Origin of the sequence: Mesorhizobium sp. WSM1293 (assembly GCF_000513875.1) — a bacterium.
GTDB lineage: Bacteria > Pseudomonadota > Alphaproteobacteria > Rhizobiales > Rhizobiaceae > Mesorhizobium > Mesorhizobium ciceri.
Map to the genome: position 1 here is coordinate 601236 of NZ_AZUV01000001.1, position 18349 is coordinate 619584.

At 62.8% G+C, this 18349-nt stretch carries 18 protein-coding genes; 1 reads left to right on the forward strand and 17 read right to left on the reverse strand.

Going from position 1 to position 18349, the window contains the following annotated elements:
• Position 1: 1 nt before the first annotated feature.
• The 15 genes from purU to M729_RS0103010 all read right to left on the reverse strand — a co-directional run bounded on the left by purU (position 2) and on the right by M729_RS0103010 (position 14974).
• On the reverse strand, positions 2-883 hold the full coding sequence (gene purU, locus M729_RS0102940) for a formyltetrahydrofolate deformylase (protein ID WP_050596166.1): 882 nt from the start codon (positions 881-883) through the stop codon (positions 2-4).
• Positions 880-1680 carry a 3-methyl-2-oxobutanoate hydroxymethyltransferase gene (locus tag M729_RS0102945; protein WP_027160711.1) on the reverse strand — a complete coding sequence of 267 codons (801 nt, stop codon included), beginning with the start codon at positions 1678-1680 and terminating at the stop codon, positions 880-882. Before M729_RS0102945 ends, purU begins: the two co-directional genes overlap by 4 nt.
• 34 nt (positions 1681-1714) lie before the next feature.
• A complete protein-coding gene (locus M729_RS0102950; RefSeq protein WP_027160712.1) occupies positions 1715-2029 on the reverse strand; it encodes a MocE family 2Fe-2S type ferredoxin in 315 nt (104 codons plus the stop codon).
• An 11-nt stretch (positions 2030-2040) separates the two neighbouring features.
• Positions 2041-3162: a fatty acid desaturase family protein gene (locus M729_RS0102955; protein WP_013530831.1), complete on the reverse strand. Its 1122-nt coding sequence runs from the start codon at positions 3160-3162 to the stop codon at positions 2041-2043.
• Between the two features lie 10 nt (positions 3163-3172).
• On the reverse strand, positions 3173-4354 hold the full coding sequence (locus M729_RS0102960; RefSeq protein WP_027160714.1) for an aldose 1-epimerase family protein: 1182 nt from the start codon (positions 4352-4354) through the stop codon (positions 3173-3175).
• A gap of 16 nt (positions 4355-4370) precedes the next feature.
• A complete protein-coding gene (locus tag M729_RS0102965) occupies positions 4371-5153 on the reverse strand; it encodes an ATP-binding cassette domain-containing protein (protein WP_024501560.1) in 783 nt (260 codons plus the stop codon).
• A complete protein-coding gene (locus tag M729_RS0102970) occupies positions 5150-6169 on the reverse strand; it encodes an ABC transporter permease (protein WP_198032074.1) in 1020 nt (339 codons plus the stop codon). The genes M729_RS0102965 and M729_RS0102970 overlap by 4 nt, the downstream gene beginning before the upstream one ends.
• Positions 6170-6211: 42 nt before the next feature.
• Positions 6212-7156 carry a substrate-binding domain-containing protein gene (locus M729_RS0102975; RefSeq protein WP_024501562.1) on the reverse strand — a complete coding sequence of 315 codons (945 nt, stop codon included), beginning with the start codon at positions 7154-7156 and terminating at the stop codon, positions 6212-6214.
• Positions 7157-7220: 64 nt separating this feature from the next.
• Complete coding sequence (locus M729_RS0102980) at positions 7221-8135, reverse strand: sugar phosphate isomerase/epimerase (protein ID WP_027160716.1); 915 nt, start codon at positions 8133-8135, stop codon at positions 7221-7223.
• A 55-nt stretch (positions 8136-8190) separates the two neighbouring features.
• A complete protein-coding gene (locus tag M729_RS0102985) occupies positions 8191-9276 on the reverse strand; it encodes a Gfo/Idh/MocA family oxidoreductase (protein ID WP_027160717.1) in 1086 nt (361 codons plus the stop codon).
• A 35-nt stretch (positions 9277-9311) separates the two neighbouring features.
• Positions 9312-10373, reverse strand: a complete 1062-nt coding sequence (locus M729_RS0102990) for an ABC transporter ATP-binding protein (protein ID WP_027160718.1) — start codon at positions 10371-10373, stop codon at positions 9312-9314.
• A gap of 1 nt (position 10374) precedes the next feature.
• Positions 10375-11466 (reverse strand): ABC transporter ATP-binding protein, encoded by a 1092-nt coding sequence (locus M729_RS0102995; protein WP_027160719.1) that lies wholly within the window; start codon positions 11464-11466, stop codon positions 10375-10377.
• On the reverse strand, positions 11463-12422 hold the full coding sequence (locus tag M729_RS0103000) for a sugar ABC transporter permease (RefSeq protein ID WP_013530822.1): 960 nt from the start codon (positions 12420-12422) through the stop codon (positions 11463-11465). Before M729_RS0103000 ends, M729_RS0102995 begins: the two co-directional genes overlap by 4 nt.
• A complete protein-coding gene (locus M729_RS0103005; RefSeq protein WP_024501565.1) occupies positions 12419-13279 on the reverse strand; it encodes a carbohydrate ABC transporter permease in 861 nt (286 codons plus the stop codon). The genes M729_RS0103000 and M729_RS0103005 overlap by 4 nt, the downstream gene beginning before the upstream one ends.
• A gap of 81 nt (positions 13280-13360) precedes the next feature.
• Positions 13361-14974 carry an extracellular solute-binding protein gene (locus tag M729_RS0103010; protein WP_027160720.1) on the reverse strand — a complete coding sequence of 538 codons (1614 nt, stop codon included), beginning with the start codon at positions 14972-14974 and terminating at the stop codon, positions 13361-13363.
• Positions 14975-15310: 336 nt separating this feature from the next.
• Between M729_RS0103010 and M729_RS0103015 the strand changes: the two genes are divergently transcribed.
• Positions 15311-16339: a LacI family DNA-binding transcriptional regulator gene (locus M729_RS0103015; protein WP_024501567.1), complete on the forward strand. Its 1029-nt coding sequence runs from the start codon at positions 15311-15313 to the stop codon at positions 16337-16339.
• Positions 16340-16396: 57 nt separating this feature from the next.
• Here the strand turns inward: M729_RS0103015 and M729_RS0103020 are convergent, their stop codons facing one another.
• Positions 16397-17416 carry an aliphatic sulfonate ABC transporter substrate-binding protein gene (locus tag M729_RS0103020; protein ID WP_024501568.1) on the reverse strand — a complete coding sequence of 340 codons (1020 nt, stop codon included), beginning with the start codon at positions 17414-17416 and terminating at the stop codon, positions 16397-16399.
• 36 nt (positions 17417-17452) lie between these two features.
• Positions 17453-18349, reverse strand: a complete 897-nt coding sequence (locus M729_RS0103025; RefSeq protein WP_024501569.1) for an ABC transporter permease — start codon at positions 18347-18349, stop codon at positions 17453-17455.

Consider the following 18349-nt stretch of genomic DNA (forward strand, 5'->3'; position numbering starts at 1 on the left):
CTCAGAAGACGACGGTCTTGTGGCCGTTAAGCATGACGCGGGCTTCGAGATGCAACTTGACCGCGCGCGCCAGTACCCGGCTTTCGATGTCGCGCCCGACGGCGACGAAATCCTCGGCGCTCATCGCATGGGTGACGCGTTCGGTCTCCTGATCGATGATCGGGCCCTCGTCGAGGTCGGAAGTGACGTAATGCGCCGTCGCACCGATCAGCTTGACGCCGCGGTCGAAAGCCTGGTGGTACGGCTTGGCGCCCTTGAAGCTCGGCAGGAACGAATGGTGGATGTTGATCGCCCGTCCGAACAGCCGGTCCGACAGACCTTTTGAAAAGACCTGCATGTAGCGCGCCAGGATGACCAGTTCGGCCCCTGTCCGCTGCACCAGGTCCAGCAGCTTCTGTTCCTGTTCGGCCTTGTTCTCCTTGGTGGTCGGCCAATGGTGGTAGGGAATGCCCTCCAGCTCGGCGAAGCGGCGGGCATCCTCGTGGTTGGAGACGACGGCTGCAACCTCCGCGTTCAGCCAGCCGACCCTGATCTGGTACAGCAGATGGAGAAGCGCGTGGTCGAACTTGGAGACCATGACGATGATCTTCGGGCGGCGTCCCTGATCGACCAGCGCGGTCTTCATGCCGAAGCGATCGACGCTTGATTCCAGGGCCCGCTCCAGACTGTCCCCGGTCGAGCCTAACGGGCTGATGAAGGCGATCCGCATGAAAAAGCGATTGGTCTGCCGGTCCCAGAACTGGCTGCTTTCGGCGATGTTGGCGCCGTTCGCGGCAAGCTCCGCCGTGACGGCGGCGACGATCCCCGGCCGATCCTCGCAGGAAAGCGTGAGAATATGAACCGGCGCGGCCTCGTCCGTCGCATCATTGCCTTGAGATTTCACGCCCCGTCGACCCTCTTCATGAACAGGCTGAGTTCAGCCGGATCCATATGCACCACATGCCTGTCTTCGGGATAGGCGAGACTGTTCACGTCGGCAACATATTCCAAAAACGCGGCGATACGCTCGGCCTGCAAACGATCATATTCGGCGGCGAAATTGCGATACACCTTGGAATGACGGGGCATGTGGCCACGGTTCTGGCCGAGAATGTCGTCGGCGAACAGATATTGCGCATCGCAACCGGTACCCGCTCCCATCGACAGCATGATCAGCGACGTCCGCTCCGAGATCGCCTTGGCCACCTCGACCGGCACCACCTCGATCTCGGCGCCGATGGCGCCTGCAGCCTCCAGCTGCTTCACCGCCGCGAAGACCTCCATGGCGGTGTCGGCGGTCTTGCCGACCGCCTTGAAGCCGCCAGTCCAGGTCGCGCGGGAAGGAATGAGGCCAACATGGCCGATCACCGGGATATTGTCATCGGCCATCCGCTTGATCGTGGCGTAGCCGGCGCTGCAATAGACCGCGTCGGCGCCGGCCTTGTAGAGCCGGAAGGCCCAGCGCACGAAATCGTCCGCCGTGCCGATCACGTAGAAATTGTCGCCCGGCATGGTGAACAGGCTGGGCGCCGCGTCGCGGTACTCAGGGTTGAGCACCAATTCGGGCGGCACCGAGACGATGTCGACCCCTGCGCGCTCCGCGGCCTCGGCCTCGTCCATCGTCAGCACACGCAGCATGGTCAGCTGTCGCTTGCCCTTCATGGCGCGCAAATCCGCCACCGTCGGTCTTTTTCGGCTCATCAAAAGGGTTCCCTCAGTTGCATTCGGCGGCAGGTCAGCCGATCTGGATCATCACTTTGCCAGCCTCGACCTTCACTGGATAGGTGGCGAGATTGACGCATACCGGTGCGCCTCGAGCCACGCCCGTCTTGTAGTTGAAGCGGCCATTGTGCTTGGGGCATTCGATGATGTCGTCCATCACCAGCCCATCGGCCAGATGCGCCTTCTCATGCGTGCAGTGCCCGTCGGTTGCGAAGTACTCGTCATCGGGACTGCGATAGATAGCGAAGGTACGGCCGCCATGATCGAAGCGGATGACATCCTCTTCCTCGACATCGTCAACGCCACACGCTTCAACCCAGTCGGCCATCTGCTTCTCCCCTATTCCGCCGCAGCCGGAACGGTCAGTGCATGGAATTCGTCCCGATACGGCCGCGCCGTCGGCGGCAATTCACGTTTGAGGAAATAATCCTCGTACTGAAGCTGCTTCAGCAGCACCGGCCAGACCTCGCGATAGGCATGCCACATCGAAGGGTTCGGCTCGGGCAGATCGTGCTTGATCAATTCGTGCAGCCTCGGCAGCGCGTGATAGGGCACCATCGGGAACATGTGATGTTCGACATGATAGTTCATGTTCCAATAGATGAAGCGGCTGATCGGGTTCATGTAGACGGTGCGCGTGTTCAGCCGGTGGTCGGTGACATTGTCGGCCAGCCCGATATGCTGCAGCAGGCCGGTCAGCACCATGTGCCAGCTGCCGTAGAGGCGCGGCAGGCCGATCAGCACCAGCGGCAGGAACGACCACAGATAAAGCGCCAGCCCGATCGCCGCGACATAGATGGCGACATGCCAGCGCGCGGCTGTGACCACCTTGTGAAGCTCCATCTCGGGAATAAAGCTTTTCTCGTCCGGCGAGATGCTGCCGAACGCATTGCGCACCAGCGTCGGCAGCGAATAGCGGAAATCGAGAACACCGGTGAAGGCGAGTGCGGCGCGCAGCAGGTCCGGCGGACGCATCACCGCGATCTCGGCGTCGCGGCCGACGATGATCGTGTCGGTGTGGTGGCGGGCATGGCTCCAGCGCCAGGTCACCGGATTGCGCATCAGCATGAAGCTGGCGATCTGGTAGACGGCATCGTTCATCCAGCGTGTGCGGAAGGCGGTGCCGTGGCCGCACTCGTGCCAGCGCGAGTCGCTGGACGAGCCGTAGAGCACGCCATAGACGAGCAGGAACGGCACCACCCACCACGTGCCCCAGAACCAGGCGATCCCGGCGGCGGAACCCAATATGGCAACGATCCAGATGATCGTGTCGCGGATCGCCGGGCCGTCCGAGCGCTGCATCAGCTCTTTCATCGCCTTGCGCGGCACATCGGTGTGATACCACTCGGCCGAGGCCAGCCCGGTCTCGATCGCGATGCGCGTGCTTTCCCCGACCAGGCTGTAGTCGCGCTTTTTCTCCATCACATCGACCTCCGATTTCCGGCCCGCCAGCCGGAGCATTCGTTTCGCCTCATGCCCTGTCCGCCAATCCCGGAAAATGTCCCGACGGCACAGGATAATCCTGTTGCGGCTGCCTGGCGATCGACGCGATCTTTGCTTCGGCCTCGGCGATCGCGCCGGCGCCGTCGAGCACCCGGAACACTGCGTCGTAAGAACGGCTTTCACTATGCTCCAGCCAGATCATCTCGCCCCGCTCGCGCGCCGCGAGATTGCCGAGCACATGGTGCGTCGAGGGTTCGATGCCCAGCGCATACTGCCCCGCCTGAAAATTCTGCCATTGATATGCGCAAGGCAGCTGGTCCTTGCGCGTCACCACTTCGAAGCCGAGCCCGAGCTGATCGTTGACCACTGCCACCGGCACCTCGCCATTGGCGTCCGCCGCCATCTCGTGCTGCCAGACCTGCTCGCTGAAACCCGATTGCGGCGCCGGCATCGTGCGGTAACCCACCTTCTGCGCCTGGTAGCGCTCGCCGGCATGGCCAGCCCAGACGACGTCGCGGATCGGCGCCAGATAGCGCGAACCCTCGTCGAGCAAGGGATGGCTGACATTGACGTGGTAAAAATACATGTGCGGCGTGCGGTTGAAACCGTGGTTGACGACGCGATCCGACAGCCGGATCTCGTTGCCGCCGACATCGGCCTCGATACGCCGGATCAGATGCAGATCCTCGCCGAACACTGCCGATTGCTGCACGGTGCCTTCGGCCCACAGCACGCAGCGGTCGCCGTCCCAGGTCTCGCCATAACCGGTCAGCCGCGCCGGAATGGTGCCGACGCGGCCATGCAGCGAATGGATCACGGTCTTCCTGCCCGGGTAGTTGTAGCTATCGGCCGGCACTTCTTCCCGGCCCAATATGTGGTCGAGGCCGCAGGTGACAAGCAGCCCTGAAAACGAACGCGCCCAGGCGAGCCCCCCTTCCCCCTCATAATCGTGCAGGCCGGGGTGGCGAAAACCGCTCGGCGAATGCCAGCCGATCGCCTGGCCCTTGAAGTCGCAGTCAGCGATGTCGAGCGCCCGGTCGACCAGTGCCGTGAAGCGCAGGCCCGAGCCGGTGCGGAACTCCAGCATGCGGATGCCGCGTTCCACCCCGTCGCCAAGCGTCATCAGCCGCACGCCGGCAAATTGCGACAGCATGCCCGAACGTTCCGACACCTGCCGGCGCGAAAGCGTCTTGCCGTAAAGTTCTACCATGTGACGGCCAACTTCTTCACTTCGCTCTCGTCTCTTTCAGCAGCGCCGACATGTCGGCCCCGGTGATGATGCTTTCCACGGTCAGAAGATCGGTATCGGCAACCGTCTGCTCGGCGACGATCTCGCCGCGGCGCATGACGATGATGCGGTCGGCGACCTGGAACACGTGGTGGATGTTGTGGGTGATCAAGAGCACGGAGTGCCCGGCGTCACGCACCTCCTTGACGAAGCGCAGCACGCCATGGGTTTCCTCGACACCGAGATTGTTGGTCGGTTCGTCGAGGATGATGACCTTGGCGGCGAACTGCATGGCGCGAGAAATCGCGATCGACTGGCGCTCGCCGCCCGATAGCGTCGAGACCAGCGCATCGGCGTCGAGTTTTTTCGAGATGCCGACGCGCTTCAACAGCGCCGACGCCGCGTCTCGCAATTTGGCGAAATCGAGCGGCGCGAACACGCCCAGCCATTTCAGCTTGACCGGCTCGCGCCCAAGGAAAAGATTGCGCGCGATGCTGAGATCCGGCGCAAGAGATGTATCTTGGTGGATGGTCTCGATGCCGAGGTCCATCGCATCGCGTGTCGAACGGATCGAAACCTTTTCACCGCGCACATAGATGTCGCCACGGTCGATCGGAAACACACCGGAAATCGCCTTGATCAGCGTCGATTTGCCGGCGCCGTTGTCGCCGAGCAGGGCCACCACCTCGCCTTCCTTGAGGGCAAAGGACGCATTCTTCAGTGCGCGGACGCTGCCGAAGGATTTTTGCAGATTTTGCAGCCGGAGAACTTCCATCGTCAGCCCCTTGCGGCGTTCTTCTGCAGCAAAGCGTGCAGGATGAGCATGGCGAGGATGATCAGGCCGACGAAGATATTGTAGGCGAGGCCCGGCACGCCGATCAGCACGATGCCGTTGCGGATCGCGCGCAGCATCAGCGCACCGACGATGGTGCCGAGGATCGTGCCGCGTCCGCCGGTCAGCGCCGTGCCGCCGACCACCACCATGGCGATCACTTCGAGCTCGTAGCCGGTGCCGGCCACCGGTGAAGCGGCCGAAATGCGAAAGGCGCTGATCATGCCGGCCAGCCCCGCCAGAACCGAAGTCAGGATGAACAGCCACACCTTGACGGCGTCCGCCGGCACGCCACGCGCCACCGCCGCGTTGCGGTTCGAGCCGATGGCGCTGATCCAGTTGCCGAGCTTGGCATAGCGCAGCACGTAGATCGCCAGCAGCGAGAGACCGATGAACCACCACAGCGAGGTGTAGAACCGGAACGAGCCGACATTGAAGCTGCCGGCCAGCAGCGTCACGAAAAAACCCGGCTGGTCCCAGGATTTCAGCGGAAAGCCCTGTGTGATGTAGAGCGCTGCCCCACGCACCACGAGCAGCATCGACAGCGTGACCAGGAAGGACGAAATGCCGATCTTGGTGACGATCAGCCCGTTGATGGCGCCGATGGCGATGCACAGCAGAAGCCCGGCCAGAAGGGCGACACCTATATCCACGCCGCCGTTCTGCACCAGGAGCATGACGACGACCGGCGCCAGCCCGAACACGGCGCCGACCGACAGGTCGAACTCGCCCGCCGTCAACAGCAGCGTCATGCCGAGCGCGATGATGCCGAGCTCGGGCAGGAACGCCATCATGTTGGAGATGTTGAGCGGCGACAGGAAATTGGCATCGGCAATGGCGAACACCGCGAGCAGGACAATGAGGATGACGAGCGAGGAGAATTGCGGCGAGCGCATAAGGCTCGATCTGCGTTTCCCGACAGGCATTTCGTCTTCTGCGGCGATCATCATGACTGCTTCAACCATGCTTTGAAGAGACGCCCGCAGCTTACGCCGCGGGCACCGTTTTCACTTCGTGTCGTAGAGTTTCAGGATCGGTTCGACGCTCGAGGCGTCGTAGAGGCTGAACGTATGGATGTCGTAGCCGATCGGCTCACCCGAAGCGGCGAGCCCGAGCAGCGCCACCGGCATGAAGCCCTGCGCAGACGGGAACTGCCAGGCGGCCGCGTTGACGAAACCGGATTTGACGGCTTCCGCGGTTTCCTTGGAATTGCCCCAGCCGACGACCGGGATCTTGCCGGCCGGCACGCCGGCGCCGTCGAACACCCGCTTGACGCTGGCCGCGACGGAATCGCCAAGCGCGATGATCGCCGGCGGATTGTTGGCCACCATGTAGTCGGTCATCTTGGCAATGATGCCGGCCGGGTCGGTGCCGCAATCGACCACATCATATTTGATCCCCAACGGATCGAAGACGCTGGCGATGCCTTCGGTCTCCAGCTGCTGATAGCTGGCGCCGGGCACTTCCACCGGCAGGAACACCTTGTCGCCCTGCTTCACCATCTTGTGGTCGACAAGATACTTGGCCCAGATGACGCCCGCCTCCTTGAGATCGGCACCGACATAGGCCTGCCGTCCGGTCGCCGGGTCGTCTGTGTTGAAGAACACGATCGGGATGCCGGCTGCCTTGGCCGCCTTCACCTCTTCCGTCCACAAGCCCGGCTGGGCCGAGGTGGTGGCGATGCCGTCGGGCTTGGCCGCAAGCGCGGAATTGAAGGCCTCCTTCTGCGCCGCCATGTCGCCGCCGCTGAATGAGATCTTGCAGGTCACCTTGAGCTGGTCGCAGGCTTTGGTCGCGCCGGCATTCCAGTCCAGCCAGAACGCATCCGACGGACCGCCATGCGACAGCAAGTAGAACGTCTTCTGGCCATCCTGCGCCATTGCCGGCGCGCTCAACGAGACGCCGGCGAGCAGCGTTACGGCAGCCGCCAGTTTCAATGCGAATTTCAACATTTTTTCTCCTCCCTTACTTTGGAACCGAACCGCGCCGCCGCAAATCGACGGCGCGCAGTGATCGTCACAGACCATTGGCGCGGAACTTCCCGTCGAGGAATTTCTTGGCGCGCGGCACGTCGTCTTCCGAGAGATGCTCGATGATCACCGGGATGTTCGGATGCTTTTCCGCCAGCCGCTGGAGATAGAGGTCGTAGTTCAGCGAACCGAGGCCCGGTGCCGGCAGCTCGATCTCACCGACGCCACGGAATGTATGGCTCTCCAGCGCGTCCTCGTCGCCGATATCGGCGTGCTTCTCGGACTTGTCGCCGCCCGAACGCTTGACGTCCTTGGCGTGAGCTATTCTGATCTTGTCGGTCAGCGTGTCGAACACCTGGTTCAGGATCTGGTCCATCCTGTCGATGTTATGCGTCTCGAAATAATTGGTCGGGTCCATCAGCAGACCGAGGCCGGGGTGATCGACCTGCGCGAACATCTTGACTGTCTCCTCGACCGAGCCGACGACGTTGTTGACATAGGTTTCGAGCAGGAAGACCGCGCCGTGGTCATAGGCCGTCTGGGCAAGGTCGGCGATCACTTTGCGGCATTCCTCGAACCCTTCCTCGGTCTTGTTCTTGGGGTGATGCACCCAGTCGGATTCGGTGTTGTAGGTGCCGGTTTCCGAGATCACATACGGGCTGCCGAAATGGCGGGCGTTGCGGATGATCTCCTTGAGGTAGCCGACGCGCTTGTCGCGCTCGGCCTTGTCCGGGTGGATGATATTTGTGTAGCCGGAAATGCAGCACACCGGCAGGTGATGATCGCGGAAGACGTCGCGTACCTTCTTGGCCTTGTCCTTGGTGATCTGCCCCGCCGACAGGTCGACGTCCTTGAAGTGGAGGTCGAGTTGCACCGTGTTGAAATCGAGCCCGCGGATCTTCTTCGCCGTCTCTTCGAGGCCGTACGGGAAATAGCCCGTGAAAATACCTGCCTGCATCATGGTATGAATTCCTCCCTGTAAGCGATTCAGTTGTTTGGTGTTTCAGCTGCGGTGATCATGTAGCGATTTCGGAAAGCTTGACCGTGCGGCCCTCGTCGATCGAGCGATAACCCGCCTCGACCAGCGCCATGGTCTTGACGTTGTCGGCGACCGACAGCGCCGGCGGCGTGCCGGTCTTCACCGCGTGCTGGAGCTGCTCCATCACACCGATAAAGGCATGCGGGAACCACATCGTGTCCCAGCTCGGGCTGACCCATTCGCCGCCGGTCGTCTCGGTCGAAGCGTAAGTCAGCGTCGAGGCAGCGCCCGTCGGCCAGCCGATGGTGCCCTTCGCGACCCCCTTGCTGCCGTCGACGCGCCAATTGATGTGCTGGTCGTCCTTGTAGCCATCCTGGCGCGGACCGGACCAGACATCCTCCAGCGACACGGCAAGCACGCCGGACGGAAAGCGCAGCGTCGACACGGTGATGCCGTCGGAGTGGTCGAATTTCGTGCGCGGATCCTTGCGTGTCAGCGTGGTGATTTCGTCGGGATCGCCGAACAGGAAGCGCAGCACGTCGAGATGATGCACGCTCATATTGGCGAGCGTCAGCCGGTCATAGTCCTCGAGGAAGCTCTGCCAATGCGGGATGGCGTGCATGTCGATCTGCGCGAAGACGATGTCGCCCAGCGCGCCGCTGTCGATGATCTGCTTCAAGACGCGCATCGATTGGTCGTAGCGCATGTTCTGATTGACCGAGAGGATCTTGCCGGCCTTGGCCGCCTCATCGCGCAGCTTGACCGCTTCCTCGACTGACAGCGCCAGCGGCTTCTGCGCCAGGATCGCCTTGATATGCTTCTGCCTCAGCGCGTGACGGATCAGCGCCGGCTGCAGGTCGGGCGGGAAAGCAAGGTCGATGATCTCGACATTTTCGTCCTCGATCAGTTTTTTCGGTGTGTCGTGGACGGTCGGAATGCCCCAGCGCGTCGCCACCTTCTCGGCGCTGGCCCTGGTGCGCGAGGCGATTGCCACCACCGGGAACCCGGCTTCCTTGTAGGCGGCGAGATGGCACTCGGCCATGATCATGCCTGCGCCGACACAGCCGATCTTGTATTCCTTCGTGCGGACCTTCACGTCCGGCTCGAAGCCTTTGCTTGCCATCTCTTCCTCCCGAAAGTCTTTCCTTGCGGCGGCCGTCATCGTGCCAACGCCCCGCCGCTCTGTTCGAAATAATGCACTCTGGCCGGCTCGCAGGATATCGCCACCATGGCATCCGGCCGGATGTCGGGCTGGCCGCGCAGCAACGCCTTCAGCCGCGCCTGCCCGGCAGCGAGCGTCACCACGGTGTAGCCGCCAAGCGGCTCGACCTCGAACACTCGCGCCGGGCGGCCCGGGCCCCCATCCGCCCACGGTCTGACCTTGATGTCCTCCGGCCTCAGCCCGATCTCCACGGCGTCGGCGGGCGCTGTCTTGTCGTTGATGCGGATCGTGCCTTCAGCCGCTTCGACACCGCCATCGCCGCGCGCCGATCTGAGGATGTTCATCATCGGCGAACCAAGCAGCCTCGCCACATAGGTGCTGGCCGGGCGGTCGTAAATCTCTGCCGGCGTACCGATCTGCCTGATCTTGCCGTCCTCCAGGATGGCGATGCGGTCGGCGACCGACATCGCCTCTTCCTGGTCGTGCGTGACGTAGATCAGCGTCTTTCCGAGTTCGCGCTGGATGCGCTTCAGCTCGACGCGCGTTTCTTCGCGCAGCCTGGCGTCGAGCGCCGAGATCGGATCGTCCATCAGATAGGCATTGGGATCGCGCACCAGAGCCCGGGCGATCGCTACGCGCTGCCGCTCCCCGCCCGAAAGCTGTCCCGGCGGCTTGTGCAGGATATGGCCGATATGCAGCTTCGCCGCGACGTCCGTGACCCGCCGCTTGATCTCGGCCTCGGCGACCCGGCGTTCGACCAGGGGAAAGCGGACATTTTCGAGCGCGCTCATATGCGGAAACAGCGCCAGGTTCTGGAACACCATAGCCACGTTGCGCTCGGCCGGCGACATCGCGTTGACCGGCCTGCCTCCGATCAGGATTTCGCCGGTGTCAGGTGCCTCCAGCCCGAGCACCAGGCGCAGGATGGTCGACTTGCCCGACAGCGGCGGACCGAAGAAGCAGAAGAACTCATTGTCGTTGACGGTGAACGAGGCGTCGTCGACGGCGAGTGTATTGCCGTAGCGTTTGGTCACATTACGGAAGACGATATCGGCCATCTCAACCCGCCTTCATCGCAAGGCCGGTAGCGGCGTCGAAGACGCGCACTGACGACGTAGTGGGAGCGATGACAGCGGTGTCGCCGATAGCCAGCCCGACATCATTGTCGAACACCGCTTTCACAGCCGCCTCGCCCTGGCCGAGATGAACGATGGTGCGCGCACCGATCCGTTCGACAAAGGTCACCGGCATTGCGAGGCCCTGCCCATTCTGCACCAACGTCGCCTGTTCAGGCCGGAATCCGTAAAGCACCTCGCCGCGTGCACCACGCATGGCCGCTGCGAGTTCGCCCGGCAGCGGCGGCGTGACGCCCAACGGTCCGAGATCGACGACCAGTCCGCGGTCGCTCTCCGCCGGCCTGCCCTTGAGCAGATTCATGCCCGGCGCACCGATAAAGCGGGCGACGAACACATTGGCTGGATCGTTGTAGACCTCGAGCGGCGTGCCGACCTGCTGCAAAACCCCATGATCCATGACCGCGATGCGGTCGGCCATGGTCATCGCCTCGAGCTGATCGTGGGTGACATACACCATGGTCTGGCGGAACTGCCGCTGCAGCTGCTTCAGTTCGGTGCGCATGACGGCCCGGAAAGCGGCGTCGACATTGGACAGCGGCTCGTCGAGCAGGAAGATCGCCGGCTCCGTGATCGCCGAGCGGCCGATCGCCACCCGTTGCAATATGTTGACCGACAGCTTGTCGGCCTTGCGGTCGAGCAGCGGCGAAAGCTGCAGCATCTCGGCGATGGCGCCGACGCGACGGTCGATCTCGGCTTTCGCGGCACCTCGCATTTTTGGTCCATAGGCAAGGTTCTGGCGCACCGTCATATGCGTGAAGATGGCGTAGTTCTGGAACACGAAGCCGACGCCACGCCGGCCCATCGGCACGCCGGCCATGTCGCGGTCGCCAAACAGGATCTTGCCGCCGGTCGGTTCTTCCATGCCGGCGATCATGTTCATCGTCGTCGACTTGCCGCAGCCCGACGGGCCGAGCAGCGCCATGAACTCGCCATCTGATATTGCCAGGTCCATGGTCTTCAGCGCGGTGAAGTCGCCGAATTTCTTGACCAGGTTTTGCAGGTGGATGGCGCTCATGCCGGAACCTCGCGTGCCCGCGCCATGCGCTTCATGGCAAACACCGCGACGATCGACAGCACGACCAAAATGGCCAGCGCGATCGCCGCCACATAGCCCCAGATCAGGTCCTGCGTGGTGAGCTTGTAGATGTAGACCGAGATGGTTTCGGTAGCGACGCCTGGACCGCCGCCGGTCATGATGTAGAGCGTGTCGAAGATCTTGAAGTTCTCGATCACCCGGATCGCCAACGCGATGATGATGATCGTCTTCATCTTCGGCAGCACGATGGTGACGAAGCGCTGCCACGGATTGGCGCCGAGCAGCGTCGCCGCCTTGATCTGGTCCTCCGGCACGCCGACCAGGCCGGCAAGCAGGATGAGGAACATCAGCGGCGTCCATTGCCAGATGTCGGCGACCATCACCGCGATCAGCGCCAGTGTCGGATCCGACAGCCAGGCGATGGTGACCGGAGATCCGGTGAGCGCCGACAAGATGTCGTTCACCGGGCCGCCGGACTGGAACAGCATGAAGAACATGTAGCCGGCCACGGCAGGCACCACCATCATCGGCATCAGCAGGATCGAATAGAAGACGCGCTTGCCCGGGAAATCGTCGGCAAACAGTGTCGCCAGCGCCAGCCCAAGCAGGAATTCCGCCGGCACGCAGACGATCATGACGATGGCCGTACGCTTCAGCGCGCTCCAGAAGCGCGCGTCGGCGGCGAGATCGGTGTAGTTGGCAAAGCTGTTCCACATCGACCAGGCGTTCCACCAGCCGGTGCCCGACAGGGGCGACCAGTCGGTGACGCTGATGTAGAGCTGCATCAACAGCGGGAAGGCCGAGATGAACAGCACCAGGATCTGCGCAGGCAATGTCAGCCGGAAACCCAGCCTTGCGCCCTCATCGCGCGAAACCGGCTTTGCTCCGACGGCTTTCACCTCATCCTTGGAAGTCATGACAGTCACCGCGCTCATTGCTTGAGCGCCCCGAATGTCAACCCGCGCACCAGATGGCGTTGGATGGCGATGCCCATGATGACCGGCGGCACGGCCGCGATCAGCCCAAGCGCTGCCTTGGCGCCATAGAGCTGCCCGGTCATCGAGGAAGAAAGAGAGGCCATGTAGACCGGGATGGTCACCCATTCGCGCGTCGTCAGAAGCAGCGCGATCAGATAGTCCGACCAGTTGAGGATGAAGACGAAGAGCGCGGCACTGGCCAGCGGCGCGCGCATCATCGGCAGCGTGATGCGCGTGAAGACGCGCAGCCGCGAACAGCCTTCGACAAGCGCCGCCTCCTCGATCTCACGCGGCATGTCGTCGAAGAAGGTCTTCATCAGCCAGAAGGCGAACGGCAAGGTGACGATGCCGTAGATCAGCGCCAGGCCCCACCAGCTATCGGTGAAGTTGAGGAAAGCCCACATGATCATCACCGGGATCATGACCGCCATCGGCGGAAAGATCCTGAGTTGGATCAGCGCCAGCGGCAGGTTCTGGCCGGAGCCGAAACGCGAGAGCCCATAAGCCGCCGCAGTGCCCGCCGACATGGCGATCACCGTGCCGAAAACCGCCGACAGCAGCGATGCGAGGATCGGCTTCAGCGCGGTACGGTCGAGCGCGACGATCAAATTGTTGGTCGACTCGCCGAAGACGAAACGAAAATTGCTGAGCGTCGGGTTCTTCGGCCACCAGGTCAGGTCGGCGCCGGTCGCCGACCATTCGGCGATCGGCTTGAACGCCATCGATACCATCCACAGGATCGGCACCAGCGTCACCGCCATGGCCGCGAAGATCGCGGCATAGCGGAATATCAGGAAAGGAACGGAACGCTTCATCTGGCGGCTTTGCTGGTGGCGTTGTGGGCGGAGGGGAAAAGCAGGCTCCTCCCCTCCTTCGATGTGATCCAGGGAGATGGATCAGACGATCGGGTCGAGAACTGTCGGCCAGGCCTCCTTGTTGGTCTTGATGGCTTCGAGCAGTTTGTCCTCGCCGGTGCGCCGCACGATCTTCTTCCACTCCGCCTCCGTATCGGCCATCGCCTGCTCCGATGTCTTGGCCTTGGTCAGCGCCGCCATGAGGTTCTCGTCGAGCGCATTGTGGAAGGCTGTCGCGCCGGGATAGTTGATGGTCGGCACGGTGCGCGCCACCGTCTCGCGCACGACGTCCATGTGGTAGGCATGATAGGTCTGGCGCACCAGCGGATCGGAGAAGTCCGAAAGCCGGAACGGGTCCAGATAACCGCCGGGATTGGCACTCATCCAGGCGTAAATACGGGCCGAGCCCAGCCATTGCAGCAGGAGATAGGCAACCTCCTGGTTCTTCGACTGCGACGAAACCATGCCGGTCAGCGAGAACCACAGCACGGAGCGGCTGATCAGCTTGGAGTCGATCTCGCGGCCTGGCGGCAGCATCGAGCCGATCTTGCCGGTGACGGCTGAGTCCTTGTTGCCGGCATTGTCGAGGAATTTCGGCAGGTTGGAGAAGGCGCAGGTCATCGCCGCACCACCCTTGGCGAAGTTGCCGTATTGCTCCGGCCAGCCCCAGGAGATCGCATCCGGCGAGTGATGCGCGAGCGAAGCGACATATTCGTTGGTGGCGGCGATGCCTTGCTCGGAATTGATCATCGGCTTGCCGTCATCGCCAAACAGGAATTGGTTGGGCGAAGCCATCGAGACATAGCGCTGGTACCAGTTGGTGTAGCCCCAGCCCTGGTTGCGCAGGTCGGTCGAGCCGAACAGGCCCTTGTCCGGACGCTGGAAGAAGGCGGCGATGTCGCCATGCTGCTTCCAGGTCTTCGGCGGCGCCAGATCGTAGCCGTATTTGTCCTTGAAGGCCTTCTTCTCGGCTTCGTCGCCGAACAGGTCGGTGCGGTAGACCCAGGTCTGGAAGTCGCCGTCCAGCGATACGCCATAGTTGGAGCCGCGGTATTTGTTGAGCAGCGACACGCCCTTGGCGCCGTTGACATAGCCGCTGACGGGATCGTCCCATTCGGGCTTGTGCTGCGCGACAAAGTCATCGAGCTTGGCGATGCCGCCGGTTTCGGCGAGGTCGCCGAGGCGGTTCCATTCGGTCGAATAGATGTCGTAGGCCCCACCCTTGGTGGAGATGTCCTGCATCGTCTTGGTGAATTCCTGGCCGTTCGGCAAACCGACGATTTCGATCGCGATGCCGGTTTCCTTTTCCCACAGCTCCTTGATCGACGGCGCACCGGCCGGGAACGGCTGCGTGAGCTGGCCGATCGAGCCGTCGGACAGGCCGAGCACGATCTTGGCGGGCGCCTTGCCGGCGCCCTTCAGCGCCTTGGCCGCCTCGATGGCGCGGCCTTCCGGCGTGTCGGCGCCATACTGGTAGCGCTCGGCTCCATCGAAGCCCGTCGGGCCGCCGATCATGCCTGGCGCCAGCGCGTCGGCCGCATAGGCGCGGCCGGGACGAATGAATTGGGGTGCGATACCAGCGGCGGCCATGATCACAGCCGCCTTTCCTCCGGATGCCAGCAGCCGGCGCCGCGAGATGCGGATCAAGTCAGACATTGAAACTCCTCCCTCAGGGCCACGTTTCCTCCACGGCCCTTATGAGGGATATTGACGGCAGCATGGCAAGGCTGTCAACATCATAAATAATCAAAACACCTCACAACATCGCAATAGGGCAAGGAAATGCACAAAAACGGGATCCATGCATCATGCCGGGTGCTTCAATTTGAGGGCACACGACCCTTCCCGGCCCTGCGCAGCCCTGCCGGACCATTTGATTTAGCGCGGCGGCTTGCGCATGGGCTAAGGGCGGATACATCATTTCCCATCAGAATCGCCGATGGCGGGGAAGCCGTCACCAGCCGATCTGACGCATGCAGGAGATGAAAGACGGTGCGTTCCACCCTGACTGACATAGCCCGGGAAGCCGGCGTCTCGGCCGCCACCGTCGACCGCGTGCTCAACAACCGACCCGGCGTGCGGGCGCGCACGCGCGAAATCGTGCTCGAAATGGCGCAGCGCCTCGGCTACATCGCCGAAGGCCCGAACGGCGCGCCGCCACGGCCCTCGCCTGGCGAGGTCATCCGGCTCGACTTCGCGCTGCCGGCCGGCACCAATTCCTTCATCAAGATGCTGCACCGGCACATCGAGGCACAGGCTCTGGCGCGGCCCGACCTCGATGTCCATATCGCCACCATCGAGGGCTTCAATCCTGACCGGCTCGCCCGCCTGCTGCAGGACCTGCGCGGACAGACGCAAGGCGTCGGCGTTATAGCGCTCGACCATCCGACGGTGCGCGAAGCGATCCGATCCCTGTCGGCCAACGATATCAAGGTGGTGACCATCGCCTCCGACATCCTGCATGTGCCCAGGGTCGCCTATATCGGCATCGACAACCGCGCCGCCGGGCGGCTGGCCGGCTATCTGCTCAACCGCTTCATGGGATCGGGGCATCCGGGCAAGGTGGCGCTGTTCGCCGGCTCGCTGTCCTATCGCGGCCACGAAGAACGCGAGATGGGGTTCCGCCACGTCCTGACCGAGGAATCACCCAACCTGCAGATCGTCGAGATGCGCGAAATGCTCGACGACCGCGAGAAGGCCTATTCGGAGGCATCGGCCCTGCTGGAACGGCACCCCGACCTTGCCGCGATCTACAATGTCGGCGCCGGCAACACCGGCATCGCCCGCGCGCTCAAGGAGCACGGCCGCGCCCAGTCCATGGTCTTCCTCGGCCACGAGGTGACGGACGGCACCAAGGACCTTCTGCTCGACGGCACGCTCGACGCGGTCATCGACCAGAACCCGCGCGTCGAAGCCCGCGAAGCGCTCAACACTTTGACCCATGCGGTCCGGGGATTGCCCTATGAACTGCACCAGCCAAGGCTGCAGGTGATCTTCAAGGAGAACATCCCAGAGATTTGACGGACCAGACGAACGGGGCAGCGCGGTAAAGCGCCCGCCCCGCTCGATGCTTCCAGTCTATTGGACGGCAGCGACTTCAGCCGCGGCGCCATCGACAAAGCTCTTGTCGACCCATTTTCCGTAGTCGATCGAGCCCTTCAGGAGCCCGGCGCTGGCCATGAATTTCTCCTCGCCCTGCAAGGCGGCGATCGCGTCGTCGGTGAGTTTCGGATCCTGGTGGAACACCCCGTCGGCATAGGTCTTGCGGACGGATTTCTCCGACGACTTGGTCGCCTCCACAAACGTCTTGATCGTCTCGTCCGGATGAGCGTCGGCCCAACGCGAAATCTCGATGTCGACCTTCAGCAGCCGCTTGACCAGATCGGGATATTTCGCCGCGAAGGCGCCGTTGACCGAGATGACGTTCGGCACGTTCCATTCCGGATGGGTGCTGGTGTCGAACAGCACCCGCGCCTCGCCGGTGTCGACCAGCTTGGCCGCCGTCGAATCCGTCTCGACAATGGCGTCGATATCGCCGCGCAGCAGCGCCGGGCCGGATGCCTCGAAAGGCAGGTTCAGACCTTCGACGTCATTGGTGGTCAGGCCGACGCTGTTCAGTGCCTTGCTGAAGTTCGAATGCCGCACCGTTCCGGTGAGATAGGCGACCTTCTTGCCCCTGAGATCCTGCAGCGTCTTCAACGGCGAGTCGGTTTTGACGACGATGTAGGAACCGCCGGCCTTCACATAGCTCGACAGGCCGATCAGCTTGACGTCGGCGCCGGACGCAGCAACGCGCAGCGCCGGATTGTTGCCGGTATAGGTGAACTCGATGGCGCCGGTCGCCAATGCCGTCGTGGCTTCCGAGCCGCCGTTGAAGGTCACCAGTTCGACCTTGATGCCGTCCTTGGCGAATTCCTTGTCCCACCAGCCGTCCTTCTGGGCGAGGATGAATTTGAGGTGCCCCGGCGCCGTGCTGCCGATGCGGATGATGTCAGGCTTGTCCTGTGCGAAGGCAGGCATGCCGCCAAGGCCGATGACGACGGCAATGGCGCCCTTCAGCAGCAGCCGGCGAATTGCGTCGAATGGAATGTTGGGCATGGGAAAATCCTTCCTGTTTGGAATGAATGGGGCCGCTTAAATGAGCGAGGTCTCGGACTGGCCCTTCCAGGCTGTTGCCCAGCGCTCGAACCAGACGAGCAGGTAATTGACGGTCAGGCCGATGACGGTCAGCGTCAGGATGCCGGCATACATGTCGGCCGTTTCCATCATCAGCTGCGAATTCTGGATGAGGAAACCGAGGCCGGATTTGGCCGCCAGCATCTCGGCGCCGATGACCGCGAACAGCGAGGATTTCACCGCCAGCCGAGCGCCGGCGACGATCGAGGGAATGCTGGCCGGCAGGATGACTTTCCGGAACAGGTCGAAGTCGGACGTGCCCATCGAGCGCGCCGCCTTGATGAGCAGCGGATCGACCGACTTGACGCCGCTGATCGTGTTGACGAGGAGAAAGAAAACCGAGGAGTAGAAGGTGATCGCCACCTTCGATTCCTCGCCGATGCCGAGCAGCAGGATGAACACCGGCAGCAGTGCGAATTGCGAGGTGTTGCGCAGCGTCTGCACCAAAAGGTCGGAAACCTTCTCGAACAGCGAATAGCGCCCCATCAACAGACCGAGCGGGATGGCCACCACCACGCCGAGTGCGAAGCCGATCGCAGCGCGCTGCAGGCTTATGCCGATATGCTCGATCAGCACGCCCGAGGCGAGCAGCGCCCACCAGGCGACCAGCACCTCGCTCAGCGGCGGAAAGAAGATCCGGTTCAGCCAGCCGAGCCGGGGCGCGATCTCCCACAGCAGGAAGAACAGGCCGAGCAGCGGCAAGCCATAGAGGAATGTGCCGCGGCTCGCTTTCTTGCTCCGGATCTTGGCGTTGGCCTTGATGGCGGGGACCCTGGCGGCGGCGACCGTTTCGCCAGCGCCGGCAAACAGGTGGAGCGCTCCAGCGGAGCCAAACTTCTCGGTCAGATAGGCCAT